Here is a 23,532-nt window from a genome sequence, read left to right as displayed (position 1 = left end):
CCATTAATTGTTTTTTCCCATGTTTATTACAATTGTTTTCGCTTCTTCCTTAGTACTACTTGGACCAGAAATATTAAATTTTCCATTATATTTACTGTCTACTTCATTTAACCTTATAAGTATTTCATTGAAATCCTTTGATGTATCTACGGTTCCGGTAACTTCATATTGCCCCGTTTCACTATTTTTAGTTTCTATAAATGAACTATATCCCATAGTTTTAAAGATATTATTTTTCGCCCATATTCTCTTTATAATAATCGGAAATTTAATACCATCCACTTCTATAGTGCCCGTAAATTCATGATTCATAGATAATTTCTTTTTTAGTTCTCCAACGAGTGTAATTTCAGTTGATTTTTCAAATTCGCTATTCTCTGCATACATATATCCACCAAAGCTTCTATCGATTTTAATTGGTCTAAAATATATTAATGAAATTATAATGATACCAATAATTGCAATGGTAATTGAAGCTTTTAATTCTACTCTCTCCACACTCATCACCTCAAATTTATATTATTCTAATAAATAATATTATTTCTACTCAATGCCACAACTAATATTATAAACTATATTATACTAAAGTGCATCAAAAAAAATAAAACAAATGGGACAGTTTTACAATTTTTCGTATAAAAAAAGGGCATTATTTCTTCAATATTGGAGAAGAGAAGTAAAATAGAAAACCCCTAAAGTTTATACATTGTTATAACTTTAGGGATTCCATATTCTTTTAAAACTATACTTATTTAACTTTCCAAGTTGTTCCTTCTTTAGTATCAAGAAGTTCTATATTCATGGCTATAAATTCATTTCTTATTTCATCAGCTCTCGCCCAATTTTTGCTGGCTCTTGCATCTGCTCTTTCAATTATAAGCCTCTTAATATGCTCCTCATTTATATTCGCATCTTTATTTTGGACTTTCATAAGATCTAATGAGAATATCTTATCAAAATCTTCAATAAGTATAGCTTTTTCCTTATTATTAATTTCATCATCTTTTAAAACATCAAAAAGTACAGTAAAAGCATTTGCTATATTTAAATCATCACTAATATATAATGAGAATTTTTCTTTGTAGATAGCAATTTTATCATCACTTATTGCATCATTTTTATCAATAGAACTTAAGATAGTATCAATTCTCTCTTTAAGCTTTTTATAACCTTTCTTAGCCTCATTTAAACTCTCAAAGCTAAATACTAATTGTTTTCTATATTTAGACTGAAGACAGAAATATCTATAATCTAGAGCACTATAACCCTCCTCTTCAAGTTTTGGTAGGGTTAAAAATCCCCCAGTAGATTTTGACATTTTCCCATTATCTACTATTAAGAACTCTGCATGCATCCAATATTTAACCCATTTATGCCCTAGAACCCCTTCAGACTGTGCTATTTCGTTAGTATGATGAATAGGAATATGATCTACTCCACCACAATGAATATCTAAGTATTCACCAATATATTTAACGGACATAGTGGAACATTCTAAATGCCAGCCTGGAAAACCCTTACCCCATGGCGACTCCCATTGCATAATTTGATTTGAAAACTTAGAATTTGTAAACCATAATACAAAATCAAGAGGATTTTTCTTGTTAGGATCTATTGCTACTCTACTTCCTGCTTTCAGTTCATCTATGCTAATATTTGCAAGTTTAGTGTAATCTTCAAATTTATCAATTTCAAAATATACATTTCCATTAGAAACATAAGTGTATCCTTTTTCCTGAAGTTTAATTATAAAATCTATCATATCCTGTATATGTTCCGTAGCTCTACATACGATAGTCGGTCTTTTTATATTAAGTTTAGTGCAATCATCAAAAAAAGCGTCTTCATAAAATTTAGCAATTTCCCATACAGTTTTATGCTCACGGCTTGCACCTAAGGCCATCTTATCTTCGCCTTCATCTCCATCAGATTGGAGGTGACCTACATCCGTAACATTCATTACATGCTTAACTTTATAATTTACATACTCTAAAGATTTTTTTAATACATCTTCAAAAATATATGTCCTTAAATTCCCTATATGTGCATAGTTGTACACTGTAGGTCCACACGTATACATGCCCACTTTACCTTCTTTATAAGGTACAAACTCATCTTTATTTCCAGTCATCGTATTATAAACATTAAAACTCATTATATTCACTCCTTCTTAAATGGTACAATGAAATCTAGGATTTAATAGGTATATTTTAACCTATAAAAAGCTACAGGTATACTGTAGCTTTAAAATATAAAATGGTTACGGATTAATTCTTAAAACAACATTATATATAAATTCTAACATAATATTTAGATAATGCAATAAATTATCACAATAATTCAAAAGTTTATTTTAAAAAATAACAACCAAGTCTTATCACTAAATTAGTTTTAAGCTTGGTTGTTTTAATAAATCAATTACTTTCTTTTGGCAGATTGTTTTTTATTTGTGGCATTTTGGTTTTTACCAGTCTCTCTAGTTATAGGTGTATCATAGTTACTTTTAACTAATCTAGAAAATTTATTATCGGGTTGGCTATCTTTAGGCATAAAAACATCTCCCTTATCTATACTTGTAACTATAGGTTTTGCTATTTTTAAAATTCTATTCTAATAAATTTTTTAAATATGCTAGGTGCTCCAACTGTAATCCATAATCCAATTACAAAATACCTGAAAAAATCTGCAAATATATTAATAGGAAGCACTCGCCCTAATGCGATTTTTAAAATTATTAGAATACCTAATCCAAATACTAATTTCATTAATTGTATTTTAAAAGTGTTTTTAACCTCAAAGTGCACATATTTTGATTCTAATATAAATCCAATAACAAACCCTAATACCGTTCCTGCTATAGTATAATAGCTTTTATCTCTAAAAAAAATCATTCCCACAAACATAGGTATAATAATTATCATTAATACCCAGTTTTTTTTCGATAACCTGGCATATTCAAAAATATAGTTAGATATAAAAGTCCAAATAATTCCAATCAGTATTCCACCAATTACATCCACTGGATAATGTAGTCCAAGATATAGCCTAGAAAGTGCAACTAAAAAAATTACTGTACTTCCAACTATATAAATCCATTTTCTCTTTACCTGAATAATACATGAAACCCAAAAGATTGTAGAACCCTGAGTATGTCCACTTGGGAAAGATTGTCCTGTAGCTGTTTGCACTCGGAGGGACCTTACTCCAGCTGCTCCTATGGGTCTAGTTGAATTTATCATATCCTTAAGTGCTACATTTATAAATGTACTTGTAAGTAGTGCAAACCCTAATTTATACCCAAACTCTTTACTTATACACCAAAATATTATAGCGGCTACAATAATGTAAAAATATTCCTCACCAGTCATTGTTATTATTTGAAAAAACACGTCCCAAAATGGGGATATTATAGTTTGAATAAATTTAATGATTTCTATCTGCATATTGAACTCCTTCTTTACCACATATAATTAATATATATAAACTATCCGTGAACTCTATATTAAATCCATCTATATTTCTTGTAACATATACAAAACAAAAATCAATCTATAATATAGATTGATTTTTAAAATATAGTTTATAAACATAATTTACTCTAATTAAAATATGCTTTATTCTACCTTTTCATAATCTACATCAATAATATCACTATCATTATAATTAATATCAGCAGATTCTGAAGTATGCTTGTCACCACTATATATATCAGATTGGGAATCGGTATTATTCTTTGTACTTAACTTATATATAATATTTTTTACGCCCTTTATCATTTTTAAACTGCCCCATACTAAAAATCCAAATACTACAATTGAAAAAATGAATCTAGCTATATAAGGTAATGTCATAAGTAAAAGAATAAAGATACCAATTGATAAAGCTGATTTCATAAATCTTGAAATTGTATACTCCATGATAATATTACCCTTCCTTCATTTACTACAATTATTTTCTAAGTAATGGTTTCATTATATCATATAAATAGAATTTAGTATTAATTGTATCATAAGAAAGTGTTAATAATTTATTAATTTATTTCGAATTATTATTGCATCCCCCCATCTATGGTTATCACTTGCCCCGTAATATATTTTGAGTTTTCACTTGCTAAAAAAGTTACTAGCATTCCAACATCTGAGACCTCCCCAAATTTCATCATAGGTATTTCAGAAACTAAGGATTTACGTTCTTCCTCACTTACCCAAGTATTCATTTGTGTATCTATAACTCCTGGTGCTATGGCATTAACCCTAATATTAGATGGTGCAAACTCCTTTGCTAGTGCCTTTGTAAAAGAGTTGATTGCTCCTTTAGATGCAGAGTAAATGACTTCACAAGAAGCCCCTACATTCCCCCACATTGAGGATATATTTATTATGCTACCGCTTTTTTGTTTTATCATTTCTTTTACTACATTATGCGAACAATTAATTGTACCCTTGAGATTTACATTTAATATATTGTCCCATTCCTCTGGCAGTTCATCCATAAATAAACCTATTTTAGAAATACCTGCATTATTTACTAATATATCTATTTTACCTAATTTTTCAAGGGTTGTTTTTATCATCTTTTTCGAAAACGCATAATCGCTTACATCACCTTTAATTTTCATGGCATAAACTCCCAGTTCTTCAATCTCCTGCAAGGTCTCTTCAGCCGCCTCATCATTGCTTTTGTAATTTATCACCACACAAGCCCCAGCTTTAGCCAGTTCTATTGCAATGCCTTTTCCAATTCCTCTGGATGCTCCTGTAACTATAGCTACTTTACCTTTTAAATTCATAAAATCTCTCCTAGCTTATAATATAATATATTTTCATTCCTATTCTTTTGTTTCATAAATACGATTAATTCATTTTATATTATACACTTTTTACTACCCTAATGTGGAGTATTATTTGTTATATGATAATGGACCGTTTCTTTTTATTCGGTCTCAAAAATGGCAACGTGTTCATTTGTTTTAAAATAGAGACAAAATATATAGCTTGGTTCTCTTCATATATACATTCATATATGATAAAATATATAATATAGATAATAAAATTGTATACTTTAGTACATCTTAAAGAATATACAGGAAAGGAGTTTATAAAATGAAACTATTTATCGATACAGCAAATGTAGATGAAATCCGTAAGGCATGTGCCATGGGTGTTATTTGTGGTGTAACTACAAATCCATCACTAATAGCAAGAGAAGGAAGAGTTTTTAAGGAAGTAATAAATGAAATCTCAACTATAGTTGATGGCCCCATTAGTGCAGAAGTTATTAGCCTAGAAGCACCTAAGATGTTAGAGGAAGCAAGAGAGCTTGCAAAACTTCATAAAAATATTATAATAAAGATACCCATGACTGCAGAAGGGTTAAAGGCTGTTAAAATCCTCTCCGCTGAAGGGATAAAAACAAATGTAACTTTAATATTTTCTTCAGTTCAAGCGCTACTAGCTGCTAGAGCAGGAGCAGCTTATGTAAGCCCATTTCTTGGAAGATTAGATGATATTGGAACTAATGGAATGGAACTTATTAATCAAATTGTAACTATATTTAAAGTTCATAACATTAAAACTGAAATAATTGCAGCAAGTATAAGAAACCCTATGCATATTAATGATGCAGCAATGCTTGGCTGTCATATAGCTACAGTACCATATAAAGTAATTATGCAGATGACTAAACATCCACTTACGGATGTCGGTATAGAAAAATTTTTAAAAGATTGGAATGCTGCTTTTAGCAACTAAGGAGGAAAATAAATTGAACAAAATTGAACAACTAACCGTAGATACTATAAGGATTTTATCCGCTGAATCAATACAAAAAGCAAACTCAGGTCATCCAGGGCTTCCTCTAGGGGTGGCACCAATGGCCTATACATTATGGGCAAATCACATGAAACATAACCCTAAAAATTCTAAATGGCAGGATAGAGATAGATTTGTACTCTCAGCAGGCCATGGGTCAATGCTTGAATATTCACTGCTCCATCTTTTTGGATATGGCCTAACTATTGAAGATTTAAAAGGATTCAGACAACTCGGAAGCTTAACACCTGGTCATCCTGAATTCGGTCATACAAATGGAGTTGAAGTTACCACAGGACCACTAGGCCAAGGAATTGCTAATGCAGTAGGTATGGCAATAGCTGAAAATCATCTTGCAGCAAAATTCAATACAAGTGAACATGCTATTGTAGATCATTATACATATGCTATATGTGGTGATGGAGATAATATGGAAGGTATTTCTGGAGAATCAGCATCCCTAGCTGGTACTTTAGGACTTTCTAAACTTATTGTAATGTATGACTCAAATAGTATATCTATAGAAGGAAGCACAGATATCTCATTTACAGAGGATGTTGGCATGCGCTTTACTGCATATGGATGGCAGGTTCTATATGTAGAAGATGGCAATGATATGGAAGCAATAAGTAAAGCCATTGAAGCTGCTAAACTCGAGTTAAATAAACCTTCCTTTATTGTAGTTAAAACTATTATAGGATTTGGTTGTGCTAAAAAACAAGGTACTGCATCAGCACATGGTGAGCCACTTGGAGAAGAAAATATAACTGCAATGAAAAAACGCTTGGGCTGGAACCTAGAGCCATTTACAGTTCCAACTGAAGTAACTAAACATATGGAAGATGTAAAATCAGAACTTAATGCAAAAGAAGAAACTTGGAACACTCTTTATGCTGATTATAGTAAGAAGAATCCTGAACTCGCTAAAGAATATGAAGTTTGGCAAAGTGGCGACCTTCCTATAGATTTACTTAAAGTAGATGAAATGTGGAAGTTCGAGGGAAAAGCTGCAACAAGGAACTCATCTGGAGCAATAATAAATATATTAGCAAAATATGTACCAAACCTTATAGGTGGTTCAGCAGATCTTGCCCCTTCTAATAAAACATATATGAAGGGCCTGGGTGATTTTTCAAGAGAAGATAGAAATGGTTCCAATCTTCATTTTGGAGTAAGAGAGCATGCAATGGCAGCTATAGCAAATGGTATCTATGTACATGGTGGTCTTAAACCTTTCGTTTCAACTTTCTTTGTATTTAGTGATTATATGAAGGGTGCAATGAGATTATCTGCCCTTATGGCTCTTCCAGTAACTTATGTTCTAACTCATGATAGTATAGCCGTTGGTGAAGATGGACCAACTCATGAACCAATTGAACATCTTGCAGCACTCCGGGCTCTACCAAACTTTAATGTGTTTAGACCCGCTGATTCTAAAGAAACAGCAGCTGGCTGGTATGCTGCAATGACTTCAAAGACAACACCTACAGCATTAATACTTACAAGGCAAAATCTTCCACTATATGAAGAAACATCAATTGAAGCACTAAAGGGTGCCTATGTATTAAAAACATATGAAGATAATGGTAAAAACCCTGATATCATTTTAATGGCTTCTGGTTCCGAAGTAGAATTTATTTATGAGGGCGCTAAGTTATTAAATGAAAAGGGTATAAAGGCTAGAGTAGTAAGTATGCCTTGTTTAGATTTATTTGAAGCACAATCAAAAGAATATAAGGAAGCTATATTACCAAAAGCTTTAAGAGTTAGGTTGGCAGTAGAAGCAGGTTCTTCCTTTGGTTGGCATAAATATGTAGGTCTAGACGGAGATATAATTGCTATTGATAGATTTGGAGCTTCTGCTCCAGCAGATGCACTATTCAAAGAATTTGGATTTACAACTGAAAATGTTGTTGATAGAGCAATTAAATTGCTTCATAAATAATCTATAGCATTATTTTATCTTGAATAATCTTTTAAATTCTTGCATACAATACTACCGATAGTTATTAACTCACAGCTAAATAGATGAGCTCATCATTAATATAAATACAGCTAAAAAAGTTACTAACTACCACAGGTATTAAATGAACTGTTTTAAATCTAGTTTCAGCTGTAACTATAATTTAATTCAGTTCATTTAATACTACATTTTTATGCTAATATCTTCATTATTCTCTGTTTATAGAAAACTCTTTATTTATTTGTTTAATTATGATACTATGTATAGGTAAATTAGTAAATAAAGGAGGTAGTTATTATGTCATATAAGATTACTGATGCATGTGTAAGTTGTGGAGCTTGTGAGCCAGAATGTCCAGTAAACGCTATAAGCCAAGGAGATTCAATATATGTTATCGATGCAGACGTTTGTATCGATTGCGGAGCTTGTGCTAGTGTTTGCCCTGTAGGCGCTCCAGTTGAAGCTTAATTAAACATATTTTTACAATAAATATATAAGCTACTGACTTTTGTCAGTAGCTTATATATTTTTAATCATTTATATCCTTAAAACCTTCTCCCAGTGTTTCATGTACGTTATATGTGATTATAAAGGCTTTTTTATCAATCTGTTTTATATGATTTTTAAGTTTTATAAACTGCTTTTTATCTAAAACAGTAGTTATAATTTCTTTTTCTTCATTAGTATAAGCTCCTTTAGCAGTATATAAAGTAGCTCCCCTATCTAACTCTTCAATAATAAATTTTTTAATTTTCTCGCCTTTTGCACTAACCACTTCAACTTTTTTACAAATATTCATTCCTGCAATAACAGCATCTATAGTAAACCCATTTATAATAACTCCAAGCATTGCATACATTCCAATTTTAGGGCCAAATGCTAAGACTGCCAATATAGTTATAAAAAAATCAGCCAAAAGCAAAGCCTTCCCTATGTCTAAGTGAAAATACTTATTAAGTATTTTCGCTATTATATCAGTACCTCCCGTGGAAGCATTTTGATTAAAGACCATACCAAGTCCTACAGCTCCAATTAATATTCCAAATATTAATTCTAAGAATAAATCATTTGTTATACTACCACTCATGGGATAAAATTTCTCTAATACCCAAACCATAGCAGATAAACCCAAACTAGAATATATGGTTTTAACTCCAAAACTAGATCCTATGAATACAAATCCTATAATAAATAGAATCACATTTAATACAAGCATTATAGCACCAATAGTAAACCCTGGAATATACCAATTTATAATCATAGCAAGACCACTAACTCCACCAACCGCCAAATCATTTGGCATAAGGAAAAAATAAAATCCTATAGTTACAAGTGCCAGCCCAATGGTTATATAGATATATTCTTCGATAATTTTTCTCATATTTATTTCCTCCTATTACGTGTATATAGTGTAAACACTATCTTCGTTCAAATTAAAGCAGCTCCCAATTAAAACACACAAAAATCTATGTATTTAGGGAGCCGCCATATATAATATAAATTTTTAATTAAAACTCAGCAGAGCCAGTTGTTCTTGGGAAAGGAATAACGTCTCTGATGTTGCTCATACCTGTAATATACATAATAGCTCTCTCAAATCCAAGTCCAAACCCAGCATGCTTAGTTCCACCGTATTTCCTTAGCTCTAAATACCACCAGTAATCTTCACTATTAAGACCACATTCTTCCATTCTAGCTTCTAATATATCTTGTCTTTCTTCTCTTTGACTTCCACCAATAATTTCTCCTATTCCTGGTACAAGTAAATCCATAGCTGCAACTGTCTTATTGTCGTCATTTACTCTCATATAGAAAGATTTTATTTCTTTTGGATAGTCTGTTACAAATAGTGGTTTGTTATACACTTCTTCTGTTAAATACCTTTCATGCTCAGTTTGAAGATCACAGCCCCAAGTTACTGGGTACTGAAACTGCTTTCCTGACTTTTGTAAAATATCAACCGCTTCCGTATACGTCACTTGACCAAACTCTGAATTTACAACACTATTTAATCTTTCAATTAAACCCTTATCTACGAAATTATTGAAAAACTCCATTTCTTCTGGAGCATTTTCCATAACATATTTTATAATATATTTCATCATGTCTTCTGCTAGTTTCATATCATCTTTTAAATCCGCGAAAGCTATTTCAGGCTCTATCATCCAGAACTCAGCTGCATGTCTTCCTGTATTAGAATTTTCCGCCCTAAATGTTGGTCCAAAAGTATAGACACTTCTAAAAGCTAGTGCAAAAGCCTCTGCTGCTAACTGTCCACTTACAGTTAAGCTAGTTTCTTTACCAAAAAAATCTTTTGAGTAATCAACTTTTTTATCCTGATCCATTGGCATATCAGTGAAGTCAAGGGTAGATATTCTAAACATTTCACCTGCTCCTTCACAATCACTACCAGTAATTATTGGTGTATGGGTATATACGAAATTTCTTTTTTGAAAAAACTCATGGATAGCAAAAGCTGTAAGCGAACGTACTCTAAACACTGCTGAGAAAGCATTACTTCTTGGTCTAAGATGTGCAATCGTTCTTAAATACTCAAAAGAATGTCTTTTCTTTTGTAGCGGATAATCAGTATCAGACATTCCCTCTAAGACTATTTTAGTAGCCTTAATCTCAAATGGTTGCTTAGCTTCTGGTGTTAAAACTAATTTCCCCACTATTGTAAGTGAAGAGCTTATAGGCAACTTAGCTATCTCTGCGAAATTCTCTAAATCCTCCTCAAAAATCACTTGAATGTTTTTAAAGAAACTACCATCATTAATTTCTATAAATCCAAAAGCTTTAGAAGACCTTAAAGTTCTTATCCATCCAGAGATAGATACTGTTTGATCCCCATATTTTTCTTTTTCCCTGTAAATTTGTTTCACTAATAATTTTTCCATAAAATTAACCTCCTGTAAAATTATACTTTTAAAAACAATAAAAAAAACCTTGCGTCTCTTAATATAAAGGGACGAAAAGTTATAATTTCGCGGTACCACCCAATTTGTCATAAAATATGACCACTCTAATCAGTACAGAACTATATAATTCGATACTGCCCAATATCTAACGGATTGGACCCGTCTAATCCTACTATCCTATGGATTTCGGTTAGAAACTCTGAGACGTTCTTCAATATAAACTACGTATTGGACTTTCACCATCACCAACTCGCTTTGACTACCTTTTATATCTACTTTTCTCTTCACAGTTTTTGTATTTAAAAAGCATATTAATTAGCATGTGTATTAATTATTTTTATATTCTATTTAAAATTATAATGTTTTTAATAATAAATGTCAAATATCTTTTAAGACTACTTTAACTTTTAAATTAAGAGGCAACTATTAATAATCTAATAGTTGCCTCTTAATTTTTCTTTTTACTTATCTACCTGGTAATTTCTAATATATTAGCACAAAAAATCATTAGTATTCTTCTTAATCATCATATTCGTTTTTATAATATTCTTCTTCATCATATTCTTCATCTACAACTTGATCTATTTCACCAATAACTGAATCTCTCTTAGCTATTTCTCCAGTAACCTTATTTTCAACAATGATATTGGATTTTACACATCCATCTTCTTCACTTATGAAAGATTTTGCTACAACATCTCCCTTTTCCAAAGAAATTCCTTGCGTAAGTTTTTCTGGGTGATCAAATGTAACTGGTCTACCATTTAATTTATCACTCATGTTATATCACTTCCTTTCTGCATGTAGTTTGTGCATCAAGGGTTTCAAATATACTTTGAAAATGTTTCCTAATTTACTTATTGTGTAAATCCCTCTCCCAATACTTCTCTTACATCCGCAACAGTTATGAATGCATTTTTATCTATATCTTTAACCATTTTTTGAAGAGGAACTATTTCATTTTTACCAACTACTACAAACAACATCTGTTTTTCTCCCTTTGTATACATCCCAGTAGCATTTATTCCTGTAACACCTCTTTTTAAATCTAACATTAATATTTGCGAAATTTCCACAGAATGATCTGAAATAATAAATACCGCTTTCGAAAAATTTATCCCTTCAAGTATACTGTCTATAACCTTAGTAACTATATATATGGATATTAGAGCATACATAGCCTTTTGAGCTCCAAATACAAAAGCACCTATTAGTACTATAGTTGAATCAATTACTAATATAATTCTAGCAATAGTAACATTCTTCAAATATACTTTTATGATGTTAGCAGCTAAATCAGTTCCACCAGTACTTGCAGATGCTCTTAATACAAACCCTAAACCTATTCCAACAAATACTCCACCAAATATACTTGCTATCAAAAGATCCACCTGTGGAGCTGGTATAAAGCTTGTATAAAAGAGTGCAAAAGATAGATATGCCGCAGCAAACAAAGATTTACCTACAAATTCTTTTCCTTTTAGCTTTAAAGCAATAATAAGTAATGGTATGTTCACTACAATATTAGTAAACCATAAAGGTATTCCTTTTCCGTAATATTTCTCTGTTATATATTGGATAACAATGCCAAGCCCTGATACTCCGCCTGTTACGAGTTGTAATTGTGCCAAAAACATATTCACGCCTGCTGCTAAGATTGTAGCACCTATAATAATGTATAAATAGTTTAAAATCTTTTCGTTTTTAGTATCTTTTCTCATTTATTTTATCCTACTTTCATATATATCCAGTGTACTCGCTTGTACACCGATTGATTGTGATTTTCACTTAATAAATCTATCACACTTATTATATTATGTAAATACAAAAACTACTCTTTTGAATAGTTTTTAGTGTTCTTGTGAATTTTATACAAGAAATTTATGACAATATAAAAAGCACCACATGCAATATTAACTTAGGGGGACTAAAAAAAATATTGCATGTGGTGCTTTTTTATTTGGTTTACTTAAATGATTAACATAAATCACTTTATTTATTCAATATATTAAATTTTTTTTAATATATTATTTTTTGACCAGAATAATCTATTTGTACTACTTTTACTTTGGGTATGTTAATCCTTTCAGAAAATTCTTTAGTAATGCTTAAATCATCTGCAAAGTGCATAGGTATGAGTAGCCTCGGTTGAATTTTTTGTGCAAAATACTCTCCCCCTATATAATAAAATTCTTGAAGTCTTGGGTCTACAGGAAAAAAGGCTATATCGATATGTTTTTCTTCTTTTAACTTTTCTATCTGATCTTTAAATGAGTTCTCCGCTATGAGTTGTTCCTCTAAACTATCTTCTTTCCAATGCCACCAGTTAAGATCTCCAGCATGAAAAATAGTTAATTCATCTACTTTAACTAAGAAAGATATTCCAATATCCGTTGATCCATAAGCTTTTACATAAACATCATCAAATGATTTTTCTTCACCTTCCTCCATAAAGGAATAGTTTGATTTGTTTTTATCTATTTTAATATCACTACTAAATACATATTGTATATTATTGTTATAATCATCTAAGTTTAAAATACTAGGATTAAAATGATCTTCATGGCTGTGAGATGCAAACACAAAAACATTCTTCATTTCTTTAATATTTTCAGGCGATAACAATGCTTGCTTCTGATGAGTAACCTCATTTTCTATAGGATCTTTGTAATAATCAAATATTAAAAAATGATCTTTTGTTTTAATTGCAAACCCACTATGGTATATGTAATATATTATTGTTTCTATTTCTTTCATAGATTTTTCTCCCCTTTTAATTTTTATTATATTAACATAATATCATATATTTATAATATTGATTTAATATATAATAATGATATACTGTATATAATAAATTGATTTTTGTACAGAAGGTGGTTATATTAATGAAATTTTCTTTTGATCATAATAATATAAATGTATTAGATTTAGAAAAAAGCATAGAATTTTATAAAAATGCTTTAGGCTTTATAGAAACCAGGAGATTTAATGCACCAGATGATAGCTTTACTCTTGCATTTTTAGGTGATAACACTACTTCACATAAGTTAGAACTAACTTGGATGAAGGATAGAACCGAAATCTACAATTTAGGTGAAAATGAATTTCATCTTGCTGTAGTTACAGATAGTTTTGATGAAGCCTATGCACTCCATAAAGATATGAGATGCATATGTTTTGAGAATAAACCTATGGGAATTTATTTTATTATGGACCCAGATGGCTATTGGATAGAAATTATTCCAGTGAAGTAATTATAATTAAAAGGATGTTGCTTTTTAAGCAACATCCTTTATTAATTTCCTTTAACAATTGTAAGTTTACCATCCACAATATCAATTGTTGCACTACCACCTGTAGAAAGATCTCCAAACAGTACCTCATCTACAAAGTAAGTCTTTATTTCTCGCTGCACTACTCTATTGATTTCTCTCGCTCCATACGCCTCTGAGAAGCCCTTTTTGCTTAACCATTTATACAAATTATCAGTAACCACTAATTTTATATTTTTAGTTAAAAGTTTTTCTTCAAATTGCTTCATTGCCTTCTTAGCTATTTTAAGTGCCATAGCTTCATCAATTTTATTAAATACAATAATATTATCTAATCTATTTCTAAATTCTGGTGAAAACACACGCTCCACTTCTTTAGTAATTGCTCCGTCAGACCCCATTCTGTCTCCAAAACCAATTGTATGTTTGCTTGCCTCTCTTGCCCCTGCGTTGGATGTCATTATTAAAATCACATTTCTAAAATCCGCTTTTTTACCGGTATTATCTGTAAGTGTTGCATAGTCCATAACCTGTAATAGAACATTTAGTATGTCAGGATGTGCTTTTTCAATCTCATCCAAAAGTAACACACAATGAGGATTTTTTTTCATAGCTTCAACTAATAATCCGCCTTCTTCATAACCCACATATCCTGGTGGCGAACCAATAAGTCTAGCCACAGTATGCTTCTCTTGGTATTCACTCATATCGAATCTAATAAGCGGAATAGCTAGGATCTTTGATAATTGCTTGCTTATTTCTGTCTTTCCTACTCCTGTAGGCCCCACAAAAAGGAGAGATGCTACTGGCTTTTCTTCTTCATTAAACCCCGCCCTAGATCTTTTTATAGCTCTTACTAAAGTATCTATTGCTGTACTTTGACCAAAAACTTGTTTATTTAAATTAATGTCCAGATTCTTTAGTGTTAGTGTTTCATTAGTTGAAACACTTTGCTCTGGTATTTTTGCAATTGAAGCTACTATTTTTTCCACAGCCCCTACCGTAATTACAATATTTTCTTCACTATCCTCTGCATAAAGCCTAGCATAAGCACCTGCTTCATCCATAACATCTATAGCTTTATCTGGAAGATACCTATCATTAATATACTTGCTAGATAATTCTACTGCTGTTTTTAGTGCGTCGCCTTTGTATGTAACCTTATGGTAATCTTCATATCTGTCCTTAAGTCCCATAAGAATATCAAAGGTATCTTCATTTGAGGGTTCTGGTACTTCAATTTTTTGAAATCTTCTAGCAAGCGCACTATCTTTTTCAAAATGTTTCTTATATTCATCATAAGTAGTTGAGCCAATGAACCTTATCTTACCATCTGCAAGAAAAGGTTTTAGAATATTAGAAGCATCCATTGAGCCTCCAGAAACTGCACCCGCTCCAACTATTGTATGTATCTCATCAATATACACTATTGCTTTTTCTTCTTTACTAATCTCCCTTAATACTTTTTTAATCCGCTCTTCAAAATCCCCTCTATACTTTGTACCTGCCAGGAGCGATCCCATATCCAAATAATAAATCTTACTTCCCTTAAGTAGCTCCGGTACTTTATCTTCCACAATTAATTGTGCAAGACCCTCAGTAATAGCAGTCTTACCTACCCCCGGCTCTCCTACATGCACTGGATTATTTTTAAGCCTCCTACATAATACCTGTAAGGTTCTCAGGAGAATATCATGCCTTCCAATAAGAGGATCCATTTCTCCTCTTCTAGCTTTTTCCGTTAACTCCACAGTGAAATTACTTAAAAAGTTTTCTTTCCCCTTAGGATTGCTATTTTCCTCTTCATCATTGTATTCTATATCTTCGTTATTATCTTCTTCATTATTTTCTTCAAAATCAATTGATTCTTCAACTTCATTAATTAAGGTACCATCAAAGTCAAAAGTATCTACTACAGATATACCATGAGCTATATAATTAAGAAGATCTCTCCTCTTCATTTGCTGTTTACGTAAAAAATATGAGGCAAAACTTTCTTCATCGTCATACATGGCTACGAGCACATCACCTATCTTAACCAGTTCTTTTCCAGAAAGCATAACGTGATCTGCAGCTGTTGATAGAATTGTTTGGATTCCAATAGATTGAATTGGTTCTGTATCTTCTACAACATCTATATTTTCCTTTAAAAATTTAATTATCTGTTTTTTAAGCCTTTTAACATTTCCACCACTATTCTCTACTATATCAATACCTTCTTCAAAAAATAAGGAAGCGTACAGAATATGTTCTGGGGTGAAATATTCGTGATTGGACATCTGTGCTTCATTATAAGCCGCTGTAATAATCTCATTTACTATATTATCTAATTGCATAATTACTCCTCTTCTAGTGTTAATTTTAATGGAAAACCACTTTCTTCACACATCTCAATAGCTTGGGCAATTTTTGTTACACCCATGTCATAACTATATATTCCTGCTGTACCGCTGCCTTTTTTATGGACATCAAACATGATTTTTGTGGCCTCCACAACCTGTTTTTTAAAAACTCCAACTAAAACCTGCACAACAAACTCCATACTTGTATAATCATCATTATGAATGATTACCCTGTACAAGTTAGGTTTCTTTATCTTTATTTCCGTTTTTTCTTTAATACTAACTTCATCATCAAAAATCTTTTGTTCCGACATAATCAACAACTCCATCATAAAAATTAATTTTTCATTTACTATACTATTATATCCTACTTGTTTATATATTACTGCATTTACCTATACTTTTTCAACTGTTTTATACTTATAACTTTCATATGTATAAATTGAAACATAATCGTATTAAAAGTAACCTTTTTTTTATTTTCTACATATTATGTAATAGGTCTTAAGCCCTTTAGTTATCTAAGTCGATTTTATTTTCTGATGCCAATCTCTATAAGAAAGGAGTATTTCGCTATGTTACCACACAATGACTGTGATAAATTAAGCAAATCAGAACTAAAACTATTTAGGATTATCAAAATTTTACAAAATCAATCATGTTGCGATAAAAATATTATTTTAATATCTAAAAAAAACTCAAAAAATAGCAAACATAAAAACACTATAAAATTAAATGATTTAAGTGTTAAAACGAATTTAAAGGAAAAAATGAATACGGAATGTATATTTCCTATAGAAAAATCTGATAAAATATGCAACACTTCTATTTTAGAAGTGAATGTAGAAGATGATACAAAATATATACCTTTTATCCAAGAAATAAATATTGAATATGATACAAACTGTAAAAAGGAGAATAAACATAATAAGGAGGAAATTAATAATAACACTACCTCCAATCCAAAAAAAACGGAAAAGCACATATTTTTAGTTGATAGTAAAGTAATACCTATGTACGAAAATAATGATATTCCTCCCTCTAAAACATGATAAGAGATGTAAAAAACCAGGAACATAAGATTTACTCTTATGTTCCTGGTTTTTACATGTAATTATGTTAGCGTGGACTCGAATGCTGAAATTTTTACCTACTGATATTATAATACTTTTAGAGTTAAATTATCCTACTAATTTTTCATATTTAAAGTGTGACTTGCGGAGGGTTTTTAGAAATTTCCACATGCTGATTTTGCAATAATTTTATTGTTAAAAATAGTACTACCTTTTCAGTAATATTGTAAAAACCTTGTTGTAAATCTCCTGTAGAATCTTTGTTTATTGAATTTTCAAGAATATCAGATTCAACAATTTCAGCACTAATTAATTCACAAAATACTTCTTCATTAAAAAATTCAATAGTTTTAAAACTTTGCTCTAGAGTATCGCTTACAGTTATATCTTCTCCACAAGGATTGAAAACTTTATTGCTAGTTTGTAGTATTTCCACTTCATCTTGATTAGTATTTGGTATAAACTTAGGGTAAGCGTTGAACGTTACTCTGGTACTGCATTTAAAAGGAACTTTAACTGTATCATGTTTAACTTTTTCACATGTTACTCCTTTATCATTATGCTCTTTAGTTATGTATTCTATATTCTTCCTAATAAAACCATCTATAAATAATATTCCAGTATTGGGTTTGCCGCTTTCAGAATTAGGTATAAGTTTGCATTGATTTAAGTATACATTTTTTCTAATGCGTTTAATTTGTAATACAACTTCATCTAACTTAATATAAGATTCAATAGTAATAGTTACCGTACTTTCTGTTAACACCACTGGAATCTTTACCGTTACAGTATCTAAATTGACTTCTGACGTATGCTGATTACTCTCACAAAGTGGTAACATTTCAGAAATAACCTTTGTTTTACAATTCTGAGTTGTACTCTCATCAACTTGACCATTATAATCACGTCCAAATTTTGACAAATAACTCCTCCTATTAAAATGCTATAAATCAAAGTAATTGAAAATTATTATTACTTTTCCTTCCTAAAAATAGACCCAAAACCACTCTTAGTAAGCTTTGAGTCTCAGCATATAAATTAATTAATATCTAATAGAATAATCATAATTTAGTTTTACCAATCTTACACTGCTGTAATTCTTACCTGTTGATTTTGCAATACTTTTAGTGTTAAATTCACTACTATTTTTTCAGTGAGTTGAGTAAACCTTTGCTCTGTAGGTGTTAAACAGTTTGAAGTTGGATTTTTGTGAATATCAACTTCAGTAATATTTGCGCTTACTAATTCAACATAAGGTTTTTCATTAAAGTATTCTTTAAAGGTAAAACTCTGATCGCAAGGATTACGTCCAATCACTGGATCTGTGCAAATATCGCAGCCTTGAAGTTTATCCGTAAAGTATCCTAATTCACTTGCAGGAGTGTTTTCATTAAAAATAGGATCCCTAAGGAGGTCAATTCTAGTAGTGAAACTAAAAGGAACTTGAACTGTACAGTGCCTTATATCTCCGCATACATTTCCACATCCATTAGCTACTGGACAAGTTTGAGTTGCATACTCAATATTCTTTCTAACAAATCCTTCTATAAATAATATTCCAGTTCCACTCATGCCATCTTGAGAATATGGAATAAGACGAGATTGAGTTAAATATACATTCTTTTTAATACGTTTAATTTCAATGGCTTCTTCGTCTAATGTGATAGTTGCTTCAACAGGAATTGTTATATTTGTCTCTGCTAATACTACTGGTATCTTAACTACTACAGGTCCACCCATAATAACCTCAGGCGTTACTTTAACTTGTTCAGTTAATGATACAGATTGAGTAGCAACAGTTGCGCAAGCAGGATCTAAACAAGCCGCAATTTCTTTATCTGAATTATAATTTATATCCATAAAAATATTATCCCCCTTTTAATTTAACGAAAACATAATCATTAATCTTGTATAAATAGATTCACTGAATCTACTACATTCTGCCCTCTACTCTTCCTGTTAATAATTCTGTGATCTACTCGGAAAAACGTAAGATTTATAGTGTAATCTTTACAGTATATACTATTATGATTTATGCTTTTACGTTACATCTAAATTGGTTTAAATTTTATAATTCACTCAATTTTACTAAATAATATTCTCTGAAAACTCTTCCAAAAAGTAAAAGCCCCAAGATAATAACTTGGGGCTGAAGTCACGAGTGTGCGTGGTTCAGTTATCAAAAATATAAGAATTTATTACTGCTAAATATTCCCTTACAAAGTAAGTAGGCACCAGCATTGGATGAAGTGGTGACGGATACCCATATGCCTTTAGACCCTGTCTTTGTGCTAAAAACTTAGCTCTAAACATATGAAAATTATTTGTCACAATAGTTACTTCTATGTTTTCCCTTCCCTCTAATTCCTTTAATTCCTTTAATATCTTTGCTGTGAACTTCATATTTTCTAAAGTGCTTGTTGAGTTTTCTTCCTTTATTATCTGATCCTCTGCTACTCCATTTTTCATTAAAAATCTTTTCATAGCCTCAGCTTCTGTGATAGTTTCACCAAGACCTTGTCCCCCGGAAGCTACTATCATAACATTAGGATTAAGTTTAATATATTCTAGACTAGCATAAAGCCTTTGATAAAGAGCCGTTGAAGGAATTTCTCCCCTAATACCTGCCCCTAGAATTACTAGATAATCGGTTTTTTCTCTATGCTTTGATACTGCTGCTCCAATTATTACTCCTTCAATAACTACAAAAGAAGCTAGTCCTATAAAAAAACATATTTTTATTGCAGTTTTAATTTTACCTGGCTTTAATAAAGTATATTCACCTTTATTACTTCGATTAAATAATCCCATTGCCACTAGTAATATTCCAAGTCCAAGATAAAACTCTGCAAAAGTTACTCTGCCTCCAAATATTATGGTTCCTATAAAATAGATTTCACATACTATTCCTAAAACTATGTATATATTACCTTTATTTTTCATAACCCCTCCCGCTCTTGCATTGGAATCCACTATAAATTGTTATCATTCATTATTTTATTAAGTTTATCTGGATAATCAGTGATAATGCCATCAACCTTCATATGCAAGAAAGATTTCATATACTTCTCATCATCCACAGTAAACACATTCACCTTAATTCTGTGTTTTTTAGTTTGTTTTATTATCTCTTCATTTAACGCCAAAAAATATGGATGAATTGCATTTGCCCCAACAGTTTTCGCATAGTCATATGGCTTATAAATTCCTGCCATATATAGTACCCCTGTACTAATCTCCTTTGATATTTTATTACACTTAGCAATAGAATAATGATTAAAACTGGATAAAATAACTTTATGCGCTATCTTATGCTTATAAATAAGTTCAATAAGTTTTTGTTCAATATCTTCATATATTACTACTCCACTTTTAATTTCAAAATTAATAATAATGTTTTTATCTTGGACTAAGTAAATTAACTCTTCTACTGTGGGAATTTTAATACCTGTAAATTCTTCACCCATCCATGACCCAGCATCTAACTTATTTAGTTCACTATAAGTATAGTCCTTTACAAGTCCATCTCCATTTGTTGTCCTATTCACCATTTCATCATGAATAAGCACCAATACTCCATCTCTGGTCATCTGCACATCTGTTTCTATGCCTGTGCATCCCATTTCCAAAGCCTTCTCAAATGAAAGCATTGTATTTTCTGGGAAATACGCACTTGCACCTCTATGAGCATAATTGATTGTCATTACACAATCCCCCCTTTAAATTCTTTTATAATAAAGTATAGGTTAATCATATCATCATTATTCCTTATAATTTAAGAATATCATATTGAATTTCAAAAATCACCATGTTTGCACAAAAAAAATAAGCAAGAAATCCTGCTTATTTTCACTTCTCATAACTTAGTTCACTATTTCTATTCTCTAATTTGACCTTCACCATATATAAGATACTTTGTAGTTGTAAGCTGTTCAAGACCCATAGGACCTCTTGCATGAAGTTTTTGAGTGCTAATACCTATCTCTGCACCGAATCCAAATTCTGAGCCATCAGTAAATCTAGTTGAAGCATTCACATACACACAAGAAGCATCGATTTCCTTTAAGAACTTCTGTGAATTTTTATAACTGTTAGTTATTATAACTTCCGAATGTTTTGTTCCATATTTGAAAATATGGTCTATTGCATCTTCCATTGACTCAACAACTTTAATTGAAAGTATTAAATCCAAATACTCAGTAGACCAATCTGCAGAAGTTGCAGCCTTAGCAGTTGAGAGAATTTTAATTCCACCTTCACAAACTCTAATTTCAACACCTAATGCATTAAGTCTTTGTGCTAGCCTAGGCAAAAACTCACTAGCAATATCTTTATGTAGGAGTACTGTTTCTACTGCGTTACATACTCCTGGTCTTTGAGTTTTAGCATTAACTATTATTTCTTCAGCCATATTCAAATCAGCCTCTGAGTCCACATAAATGTGACAAATACCAGACCCTGTTTCAATTACTGGAACTGTAGCGTTAGCTATAATAGCTTTTTTAAGTCCTTTACCACCTCTAGGAATTATCACATCTACGTAATCATTAAGCTTTACTAAACGATTCACAAGCTCTCTATCCACCATTTCAATAAGCTGAATACAACCTTCAGGAAGTCCTGACTCAGTGGCTGCTTTTTTAATTACCATAGCTAAAGCAATATTCGTGTTTATAGCTTCTGAACCGCCTCTGAGTATTATTGAGTTGCCTGCCTTTAAACATAATGCTGCTGCATCTACCGTTACATTTGGCCTTGACTCATATATCATACCTATTACACCAAGTGGAACTCTTACCATTGAAATATCTAAATTATTGGGCCTTTTGTACCTTTTTATTCCTTCACCTATAGGATCTGGAAGTGATGCCACATTTATAAGTCCCTCAGCCATATTTTCAATTCTCTGCTCATCAATCATTAATCTATCGAGCATTGCCTTTGATAAATTGTTTTCTGCACCTAATCTCATATCTTCCTTATTCGCTTCAATTATAGCGTCTTTATTATTTAAAAGCGCTTCTGCCATTTGTACAAGTGCATTATTTTTCAAATTAGTACTAGCAGTAACCATAATTCTAGAAGATTCTTTAGCAAGTCTCCCTATATTTTCAATATATTCTTCAAAGTTCATATTTTCTCATCCTCCATCCAATACTATTCAATTTTTTTATTCTTTAATTTTCTTTCAAATAATGTACCTATTTTTTTTCCACCTAGAATATCACTAATAATGTTAGGCTCAGAGCCTTCCGCAATAATCATATCAGCGTTTGCAGCTACTACAATTTTTGCTGCCTTAATTTTAGTTGCCATACCACCCGTACCAAGGTCTGATCCTACGCTATCTGCTGAATTTATAATTTCATCAGTTATTTCTTTTACATTGTAAATGAATTTAGCATTAGGATTTGTCCTAGGATTTGAATCATATAATCCATCAATATCTGAAAGTATTATAAGCAAATCTGCATCTATTAACTTGGTCACCATGGCAGATAAGGTGTCATTATCTCCAACCTTTATTTCATCAGTAGCCACGGCATCATTTTCATTTACTATAGGAATAACGCCTTGTAAGAGTAACGCTTTAAATGCATTGTGTGCATTTAAATATCTCTTTTTATCTATAATATCCTCTTTTGTAAGTAGAATCTGCCCTACAATTTTTCCATACTCAGAAAAAAACTTTTCATATATGTGAATTAATGCCCCTTGACCCACAGCTGCAGCTGCCTGCTTTCCTGGAATGGTTTTTGGTTTTACTTTAAGCCCTAATTTTCCCATACCAGCTGCTATAGCTCCTGAACTTACTAGTACAACCTGAATACCTTCATTATGAATATCTGCTAATTGGCGTACAAGATTATCAATATGCTTTAAATTTAATAATCCTGTAGAGTGAGTTAATGTTGAAGTTCCTACCTTTACTACAATTTTTTTTACATCTTTTAAATATTCTTTTCTCTCATTCATATAATTAAGCCTCGTCTCATCATTTTTATCATTTATAATTTTATACTTAAAGTTATTATAAGTTTACATCATTTAAGGACAAATTTCCATCTTTTATACATTTAACTCCAACCTAAAATATATTAGTTTAAAAAATCCACTTTTGTATCATAATAAATTTAATGATATAATTGAT

At 31.1% G+C, this 23,532-nt stretch carries 24 protein-coding genes and 1 other annotated feature; of the genes, 5 read left to right on the top strand and 19 right to left on the bottom strand.

Going from position 1 to position 23,532, the window contains the following annotated elements; all coding sequences use genetic code 11:
- Positions 1-3: 3 nt before the first annotated feature.
- The 6 genes from JJD95_RS02705 to JJD95_RS02680 form a co-directional block, all read right to left on the bottom strand.
- Positions 4-498: a hypothetical protein gene (locus JJD95_RS02705; protein ID WP_291640097.1), complete on the bottom strand. Its 495-nt coding sequence runs from the start codon at positions 496-498 to the stop codon at positions 4-6.
- 250 nt (positions 499-748) lie between these two features.
- A complete protein-coding gene (cysS, locus tag JJD95_RS02700) occupies positions 749-2,155 on the bottom strand; it encodes a cysteine--tRNA ligase (protein ID WP_291640095.1) in 1,407 nt (468 codons plus the stop codon).
- Between the two features lie 263 nt (positions 2,156-2,418).
- Entirely contained in the window at positions 2,419-2,550 is a 132-nt protein-coding gene (locus tag JJD95_RS02695; protein WP_291640093.1) for a hypothetical protein, read from the bottom strand.
- 47 nt (positions 2,551-2,597) lie between these two features.
- Complete coding sequence (locus JJD95_RS02690; protein WP_291640091.1) at positions 2,598-3,443, bottom strand: phosphatase PAP2 family protein; 846 nt, start codon at positions 3,441-3,443, stop codon at positions 2,598-2,600.
- A 171-nt stretch (positions 3,444-3,614) separates the two neighbouring features.
- Positions 3,615-3,893, bottom strand: a complete 279-nt coding sequence (locus JJD95_RS02685; protein WP_291640089.1) for a hypothetical protein — start codon at positions 3,891-3,893, stop codon at positions 3,615-3,617.
- Positions 3,894-4,048: 155 nt separating this feature from the next.
- Positions 4,049-4,789, bottom strand: a complete 741-nt coding sequence (locus JJD95_RS02680) for an SDR family oxidoreductase (RefSeq protein WP_291640087.1) — start codon at positions 4,787-4,789, stop codon at positions 4,049-4,051.
- Positions 4,790-5,102: 313 nt separating this feature from the next.
- On the opposite strand from JJD95_RS02680, the gene fsa reads away from it, so the two are divergent.
- The 3 genes from fsa (at position 5,103) to JJD95_RS02665 (ending at position 8,241) form a co-directional block, all read left to right on the top strand.
- Positions 5,103-5,750 carry a fructose-6-phosphate aldolase gene (fsa, locus tag JJD95_RS02675; RefSeq protein WP_291640085.1) on the top strand — a complete coding sequence of 216 codons (648 nt, stop codon included), beginning with the start codon at positions 5,103-5,105 and terminating at the stop codon, positions 5,748-5,750.
- Positions 5,751-5,763: 13 nt separating this feature from the next.
- On the top strand, positions 5,764-7,755 hold the full coding sequence (tkt, locus tag JJD95_RS02670; protein ID WP_291640083.1) for a transketolase: 1,992 nt from the start codon (positions 5,764-5,766) through the stop codon (positions 7,753-7,755).
- A 315-nt stretch (positions 7,756-8,070) separates the two neighbouring features.
- Entirely contained in the window at positions 8,071-8,241 is a 171-nt protein-coding gene (locus JJD95_RS02665; RefSeq protein ID WP_291640081.1) for a 4Fe-4S binding protein, read from the top strand.
- A gap of 61 nt (positions 8,242-8,302) precedes the next feature.
- On the opposite strand, the gene JJD95_RS02660 is transcribed toward JJD95_RS02665, so the two are convergent.
- From JJD95_RS02660 to JJD95_RS02640, 5 genes are all read right to left on the bottom strand, one after another.
- Positions 8,303-9,154: a YitT family protein gene (locus tag JJD95_RS02660; RefSeq protein WP_291640079.1), complete on the bottom strand. Its 852-nt coding sequence runs from the start codon at positions 9,152-9,154 to the stop codon at positions 8,303-8,305.
- 127 nt (positions 9,155-9,281) lie between these two features.
- Entirely contained in the window at positions 9,282-10,673 is a 1,392-nt protein-coding gene (gene asnS / locus JJD95_RS02655; protein ID WP_291640077.1) for an asparagine--tRNA ligase, read from the bottom strand.
- A 64-nt stretch (positions 10,674-10,737) separates the two neighbouring features.
- Positions 10,738-10,991 (bottom strand) — a binding site (T-box leader).
- A gap of 222 nt (positions 10,992-11,213) precedes the next feature.
- Positions 11,214-11,474 (bottom strand): hypothetical protein, encoded by a 261-nt coding sequence (locus JJD95_RS02650; RefSeq protein WP_291640075.1) that lies wholly within the window; start codon positions 11,472-11,474, stop codon positions 11,214-11,216.
- A gap of 77 nt (positions 11,475-11,551) precedes the next feature.
- Entirely contained in the window at positions 11,552-12,415 is an 864-nt protein-coding gene (locus tag JJD95_RS02645; protein WP_291640073.1) for a YitT family protein, read from the bottom strand.
- Between the two features lie 298 nt (positions 12,416-12,713).
- Positions 12,714-13,451: an MBL fold metallo-hydrolase gene (locus JJD95_RS02640; RefSeq protein WP_291640071.1), complete on the bottom strand. Its 738-nt coding sequence runs from the start codon at positions 13,449-13,451 to the stop codon at positions 12,714-12,716.
- Positions 13,452-13,579: 128 nt separating this feature from the next.
- Between JJD95_RS02640 and JJD95_RS02635 the strand changes: the two genes are divergently transcribed.
- The gene (locus tag JJD95_RS02635; protein WP_291640069.1) at positions 13,580-13,948 is read left to right on the top strand and encodes a VOC family protein; all 369 of its coding nucleotides are present in this window, start codon (positions 13,580-13,582) and stop codon (positions 13,946-13,948) included.
- A gap of 41 nt (positions 13,949-13,989) precedes the next feature.
- On the opposite strand, the gene clpA is transcribed toward JJD95_RS02635, so the two are convergent.
- Both clpA and JJD95_RS02625 read right to left on the bottom strand, forming a co-directional pair.
- Positions 13,990-16,302, bottom strand: coding sequence for an ATP-dependent Clp protease ATP-binding subunit ClpA (gene clpA / locus JJD95_RS02630; protein ID WP_291640068.1), 2,313 nt, complete (start codon positions 16,300-16,302; stop codon positions 13,990-13,992).
- A gap of 2 nt (positions 16,303-16,304) precedes the next feature.
- Positions 16,305-16,622, bottom strand: a complete 318-nt coding sequence (locus JJD95_RS02625; RefSeq protein ID WP_291640066.1) for an ATP-dependent Clp protease adaptor ClpS — start codon at positions 16,620-16,622, stop codon at positions 16,305-16,307.
- A gap of 261 nt (positions 16,623-16,883) precedes the next feature.
- On the opposite strand from JJD95_RS02625, the gene JJD95_RS02620 reads away from it, so the two are divergent.
- Positions 16,884-17,360: a hypothetical protein gene (locus JJD95_RS02620; RefSeq protein WP_291640064.1), complete on the top strand. Its 477-nt coding sequence runs from the start codon at positions 16,884-16,886 to the stop codon at positions 17,358-17,360.
- Positions 17,361-17,511: 151 nt separating this feature from the next.
- Here the strand turns inward: JJD95_RS02620 and JJD95_RS02615 are convergent, their stop codons facing one another.
- From JJD95_RS02615 to proB, 6 genes are all read right to left on the bottom strand, one after another.
- Entirely contained in the window at positions 17,512-18,303 is a 792-nt protein-coding gene (locus tag JJD95_RS02615) for a CsxC family protein (protein WP_291640062.1), read from the bottom strand.
- A gap of 161 nt (positions 18,304-18,464) precedes the next feature.
- Positions 18,465-19,241: a CsxC family protein gene (locus tag JJD95_RS02610; protein ID WP_291640061.1), complete on the bottom strand. Its 777-nt coding sequence runs from the start codon at positions 19,239-19,241 to the stop codon at positions 18,465-18,467.
- Between the two features lie 312 nt (positions 19,242-19,553).
- Positions 19,554-20,324 (bottom strand): YdcF family protein, encoded by a 771-nt coding sequence (locus tag JJD95_RS02605; protein WP_291640059.1) that lies wholly within the window; start codon positions 20,322-20,324, stop codon positions 19,554-19,556.
- 29 nt (positions 20,325-20,353) lie between these two features.
- Positions 20,354-21,085, bottom strand: coding sequence for a glycerophosphodiester phosphodiesterase (locus tag JJD95_RS02600; RefSeq protein WP_291640058.1), 732 nt, complete (start codon positions 21,083-21,085; stop codon positions 20,354-20,356).
- A 173-nt stretch (positions 21,086-21,258) separates the two neighbouring features.
- Entirely contained in the window at positions 21,259-22,515 is a 1,257-nt protein-coding gene (locus tag JJD95_RS02595; protein ID WP_291640056.1) for a glutamate-5-semialdehyde dehydrogenase, read from the bottom strand.
- A gap of 23 nt (positions 22,516-22,538) precedes the next feature.
- Entirely contained in the window at positions 22,539-23,357 is an 819-nt protein-coding gene (gene proB / locus JJD95_RS02590; RefSeq protein WP_291640054.1) for a glutamate 5-kinase, read from the bottom strand.
- Positions 23,358-23,532 lie beyond the last annotated feature (175 nt).

This window comes from Clostridium sp. (genome assembly GCF_016650035.1).
GTDB lineage: Bacteria > Bacillota > Clostridia > Clostridiales > Clostridiaceae > Clostridium_AD.
Note: the sequence above shows the minus strand (reverse complement) of the source record. Positions and strands in the feature narration are given on the sequence as shown.

Bases quoted from the DNA above. Each gene is read 5' to 3' on its own strand.
- cysS (WP_291640095.1), bottom strand. From the start codon at position 2,155: ATGAGTTTTAATGTTTATAATACGATGACTGGAAATAAAGATGAGTTT.
- JJD95_RS02695 (WP_291640093.1), bottom strand. From the start codon at position 2,550: ATGCCTAAAGATAGCCAACCCGATAATAAATTTTCTAGATTAGTTAAA.
- JJD95_RS02690 (WP_291640091.1), bottom strand. From the start codon at position 3,443: ATGCAGATAGAAATCATTAAATTTATTCAAACTATAATATCCCCATTT.
- JJD95_RS02685 (WP_291640089.1), bottom strand. From the start codon at position 3,893: ATGAAATCAGCTTTATCAATTGGTATCTTTATTCTTTTACTTATGACA.
- JJD95_RS02680 (WP_291640087.1), bottom strand. From the start codon at position 4,789: ATGAATTTAAAAGGTAAAGTAGCTATAGTTACAGGAGCATCCAGAGGA.
- fsa (WP_291640085.1), top strand. From the start codon at position 5,103: ATGAAACTATTTATCGATACAGCAAATGTAGATGAAATCCGTAAGGCA.
- JJD95_RS02665 (WP_291640081.1), top strand. From the start codon at position 8,071: ATGTCATATAAGATTACTGATGCATGTGTAAGTTGTGGAGCTTGTGAG.
- JJD95_RS02660 (WP_291640079.1), bottom strand. From the start codon at position 9,154: ATGAGAAAAATTATCGAAGAATATATCTATATAACCATTGGGCTGGCA.
- asnS (WP_291640077.1), bottom strand. From the start codon at position 10,673: ATGGAAAAATTATTAGTGAAACAAATTTACAGGGAAAAAGAAAAATAT.
- JJD95_RS02650 (WP_291640075.1), bottom strand. From the start codon at position 11,474: ATGAGTGATAAATTAAATGGTAGACCAGTTACATTTGATCACCCAGAA.
- JJD95_RS02645 (WP_291640073.1), bottom strand. From the start codon at position 12,415: ATGAGAAAAGATACTAAAAACGAAAAGATTTTAAACTATTTATACATT.
- JJD95_RS02640 (WP_291640071.1), bottom strand. From the start codon at position 13,451: ATGAAAGAAATAGAAACAATAATATATTACATATACCATAGTGGGTTT.
- JJD95_RS02635 (WP_291640069.1), top strand. From the start codon at position 13,580: ATGAAATTTTCTTTTGATCATAATAATATAAATGTATTAGATTTAGAA.
- clpA (WP_291640068.1), bottom strand. From the start codon at position 16,302: ATGCAATTAGATAATATAGTAAATGAGATTATTACAGCGGCTTATAAT.
- JJD95_RS02625 (WP_291640066.1), bottom strand. From the start codon at position 16,622: ATGTCGGAACAAAAGATTTTTGATGATGAAGTTAGTATTAAAGAAAAA.
- JJD95_RS02620 (WP_291640064.1), top strand. From the start codon at position 16,884: ATGTTACCACACAATGACTGTGATAAATTAAGCAAATCAGAACTAAAA.
- JJD95_RS02610 (WP_291640061.1), bottom strand. From the start codon at position 19,241: ATGGATATAAATTATAATTCAGATAAAGAAATTGCGGCTTGTTTAGAT.
- JJD95_RS02605 (WP_291640059.1), bottom strand. From the start codon at position 20,324: ATGAAAAATAAAGGTAATATATACATAGTTTTAGGAATAGTATGTGAA.
- JJD95_RS02600 (WP_291640058.1), bottom strand. From the start codon at position 21,085: ATGACAATCAATTATGCTCATAGAGGTGCAAGTGCGTATTTCCCAGAA.
- JJD95_RS02595 (WP_291640056.1), bottom strand. From the start codon at position 22,515: ATGAACTTTGAAGAATATATTGAAAATATAGGGAGACTTGCTAAAGAA.
- proB (WP_291640054.1), bottom strand. From the start codon at position 23,357: ATGAATGAGAGAAAAGAATATTTAAAAGATGTAAAAAAAATTGTAGTA.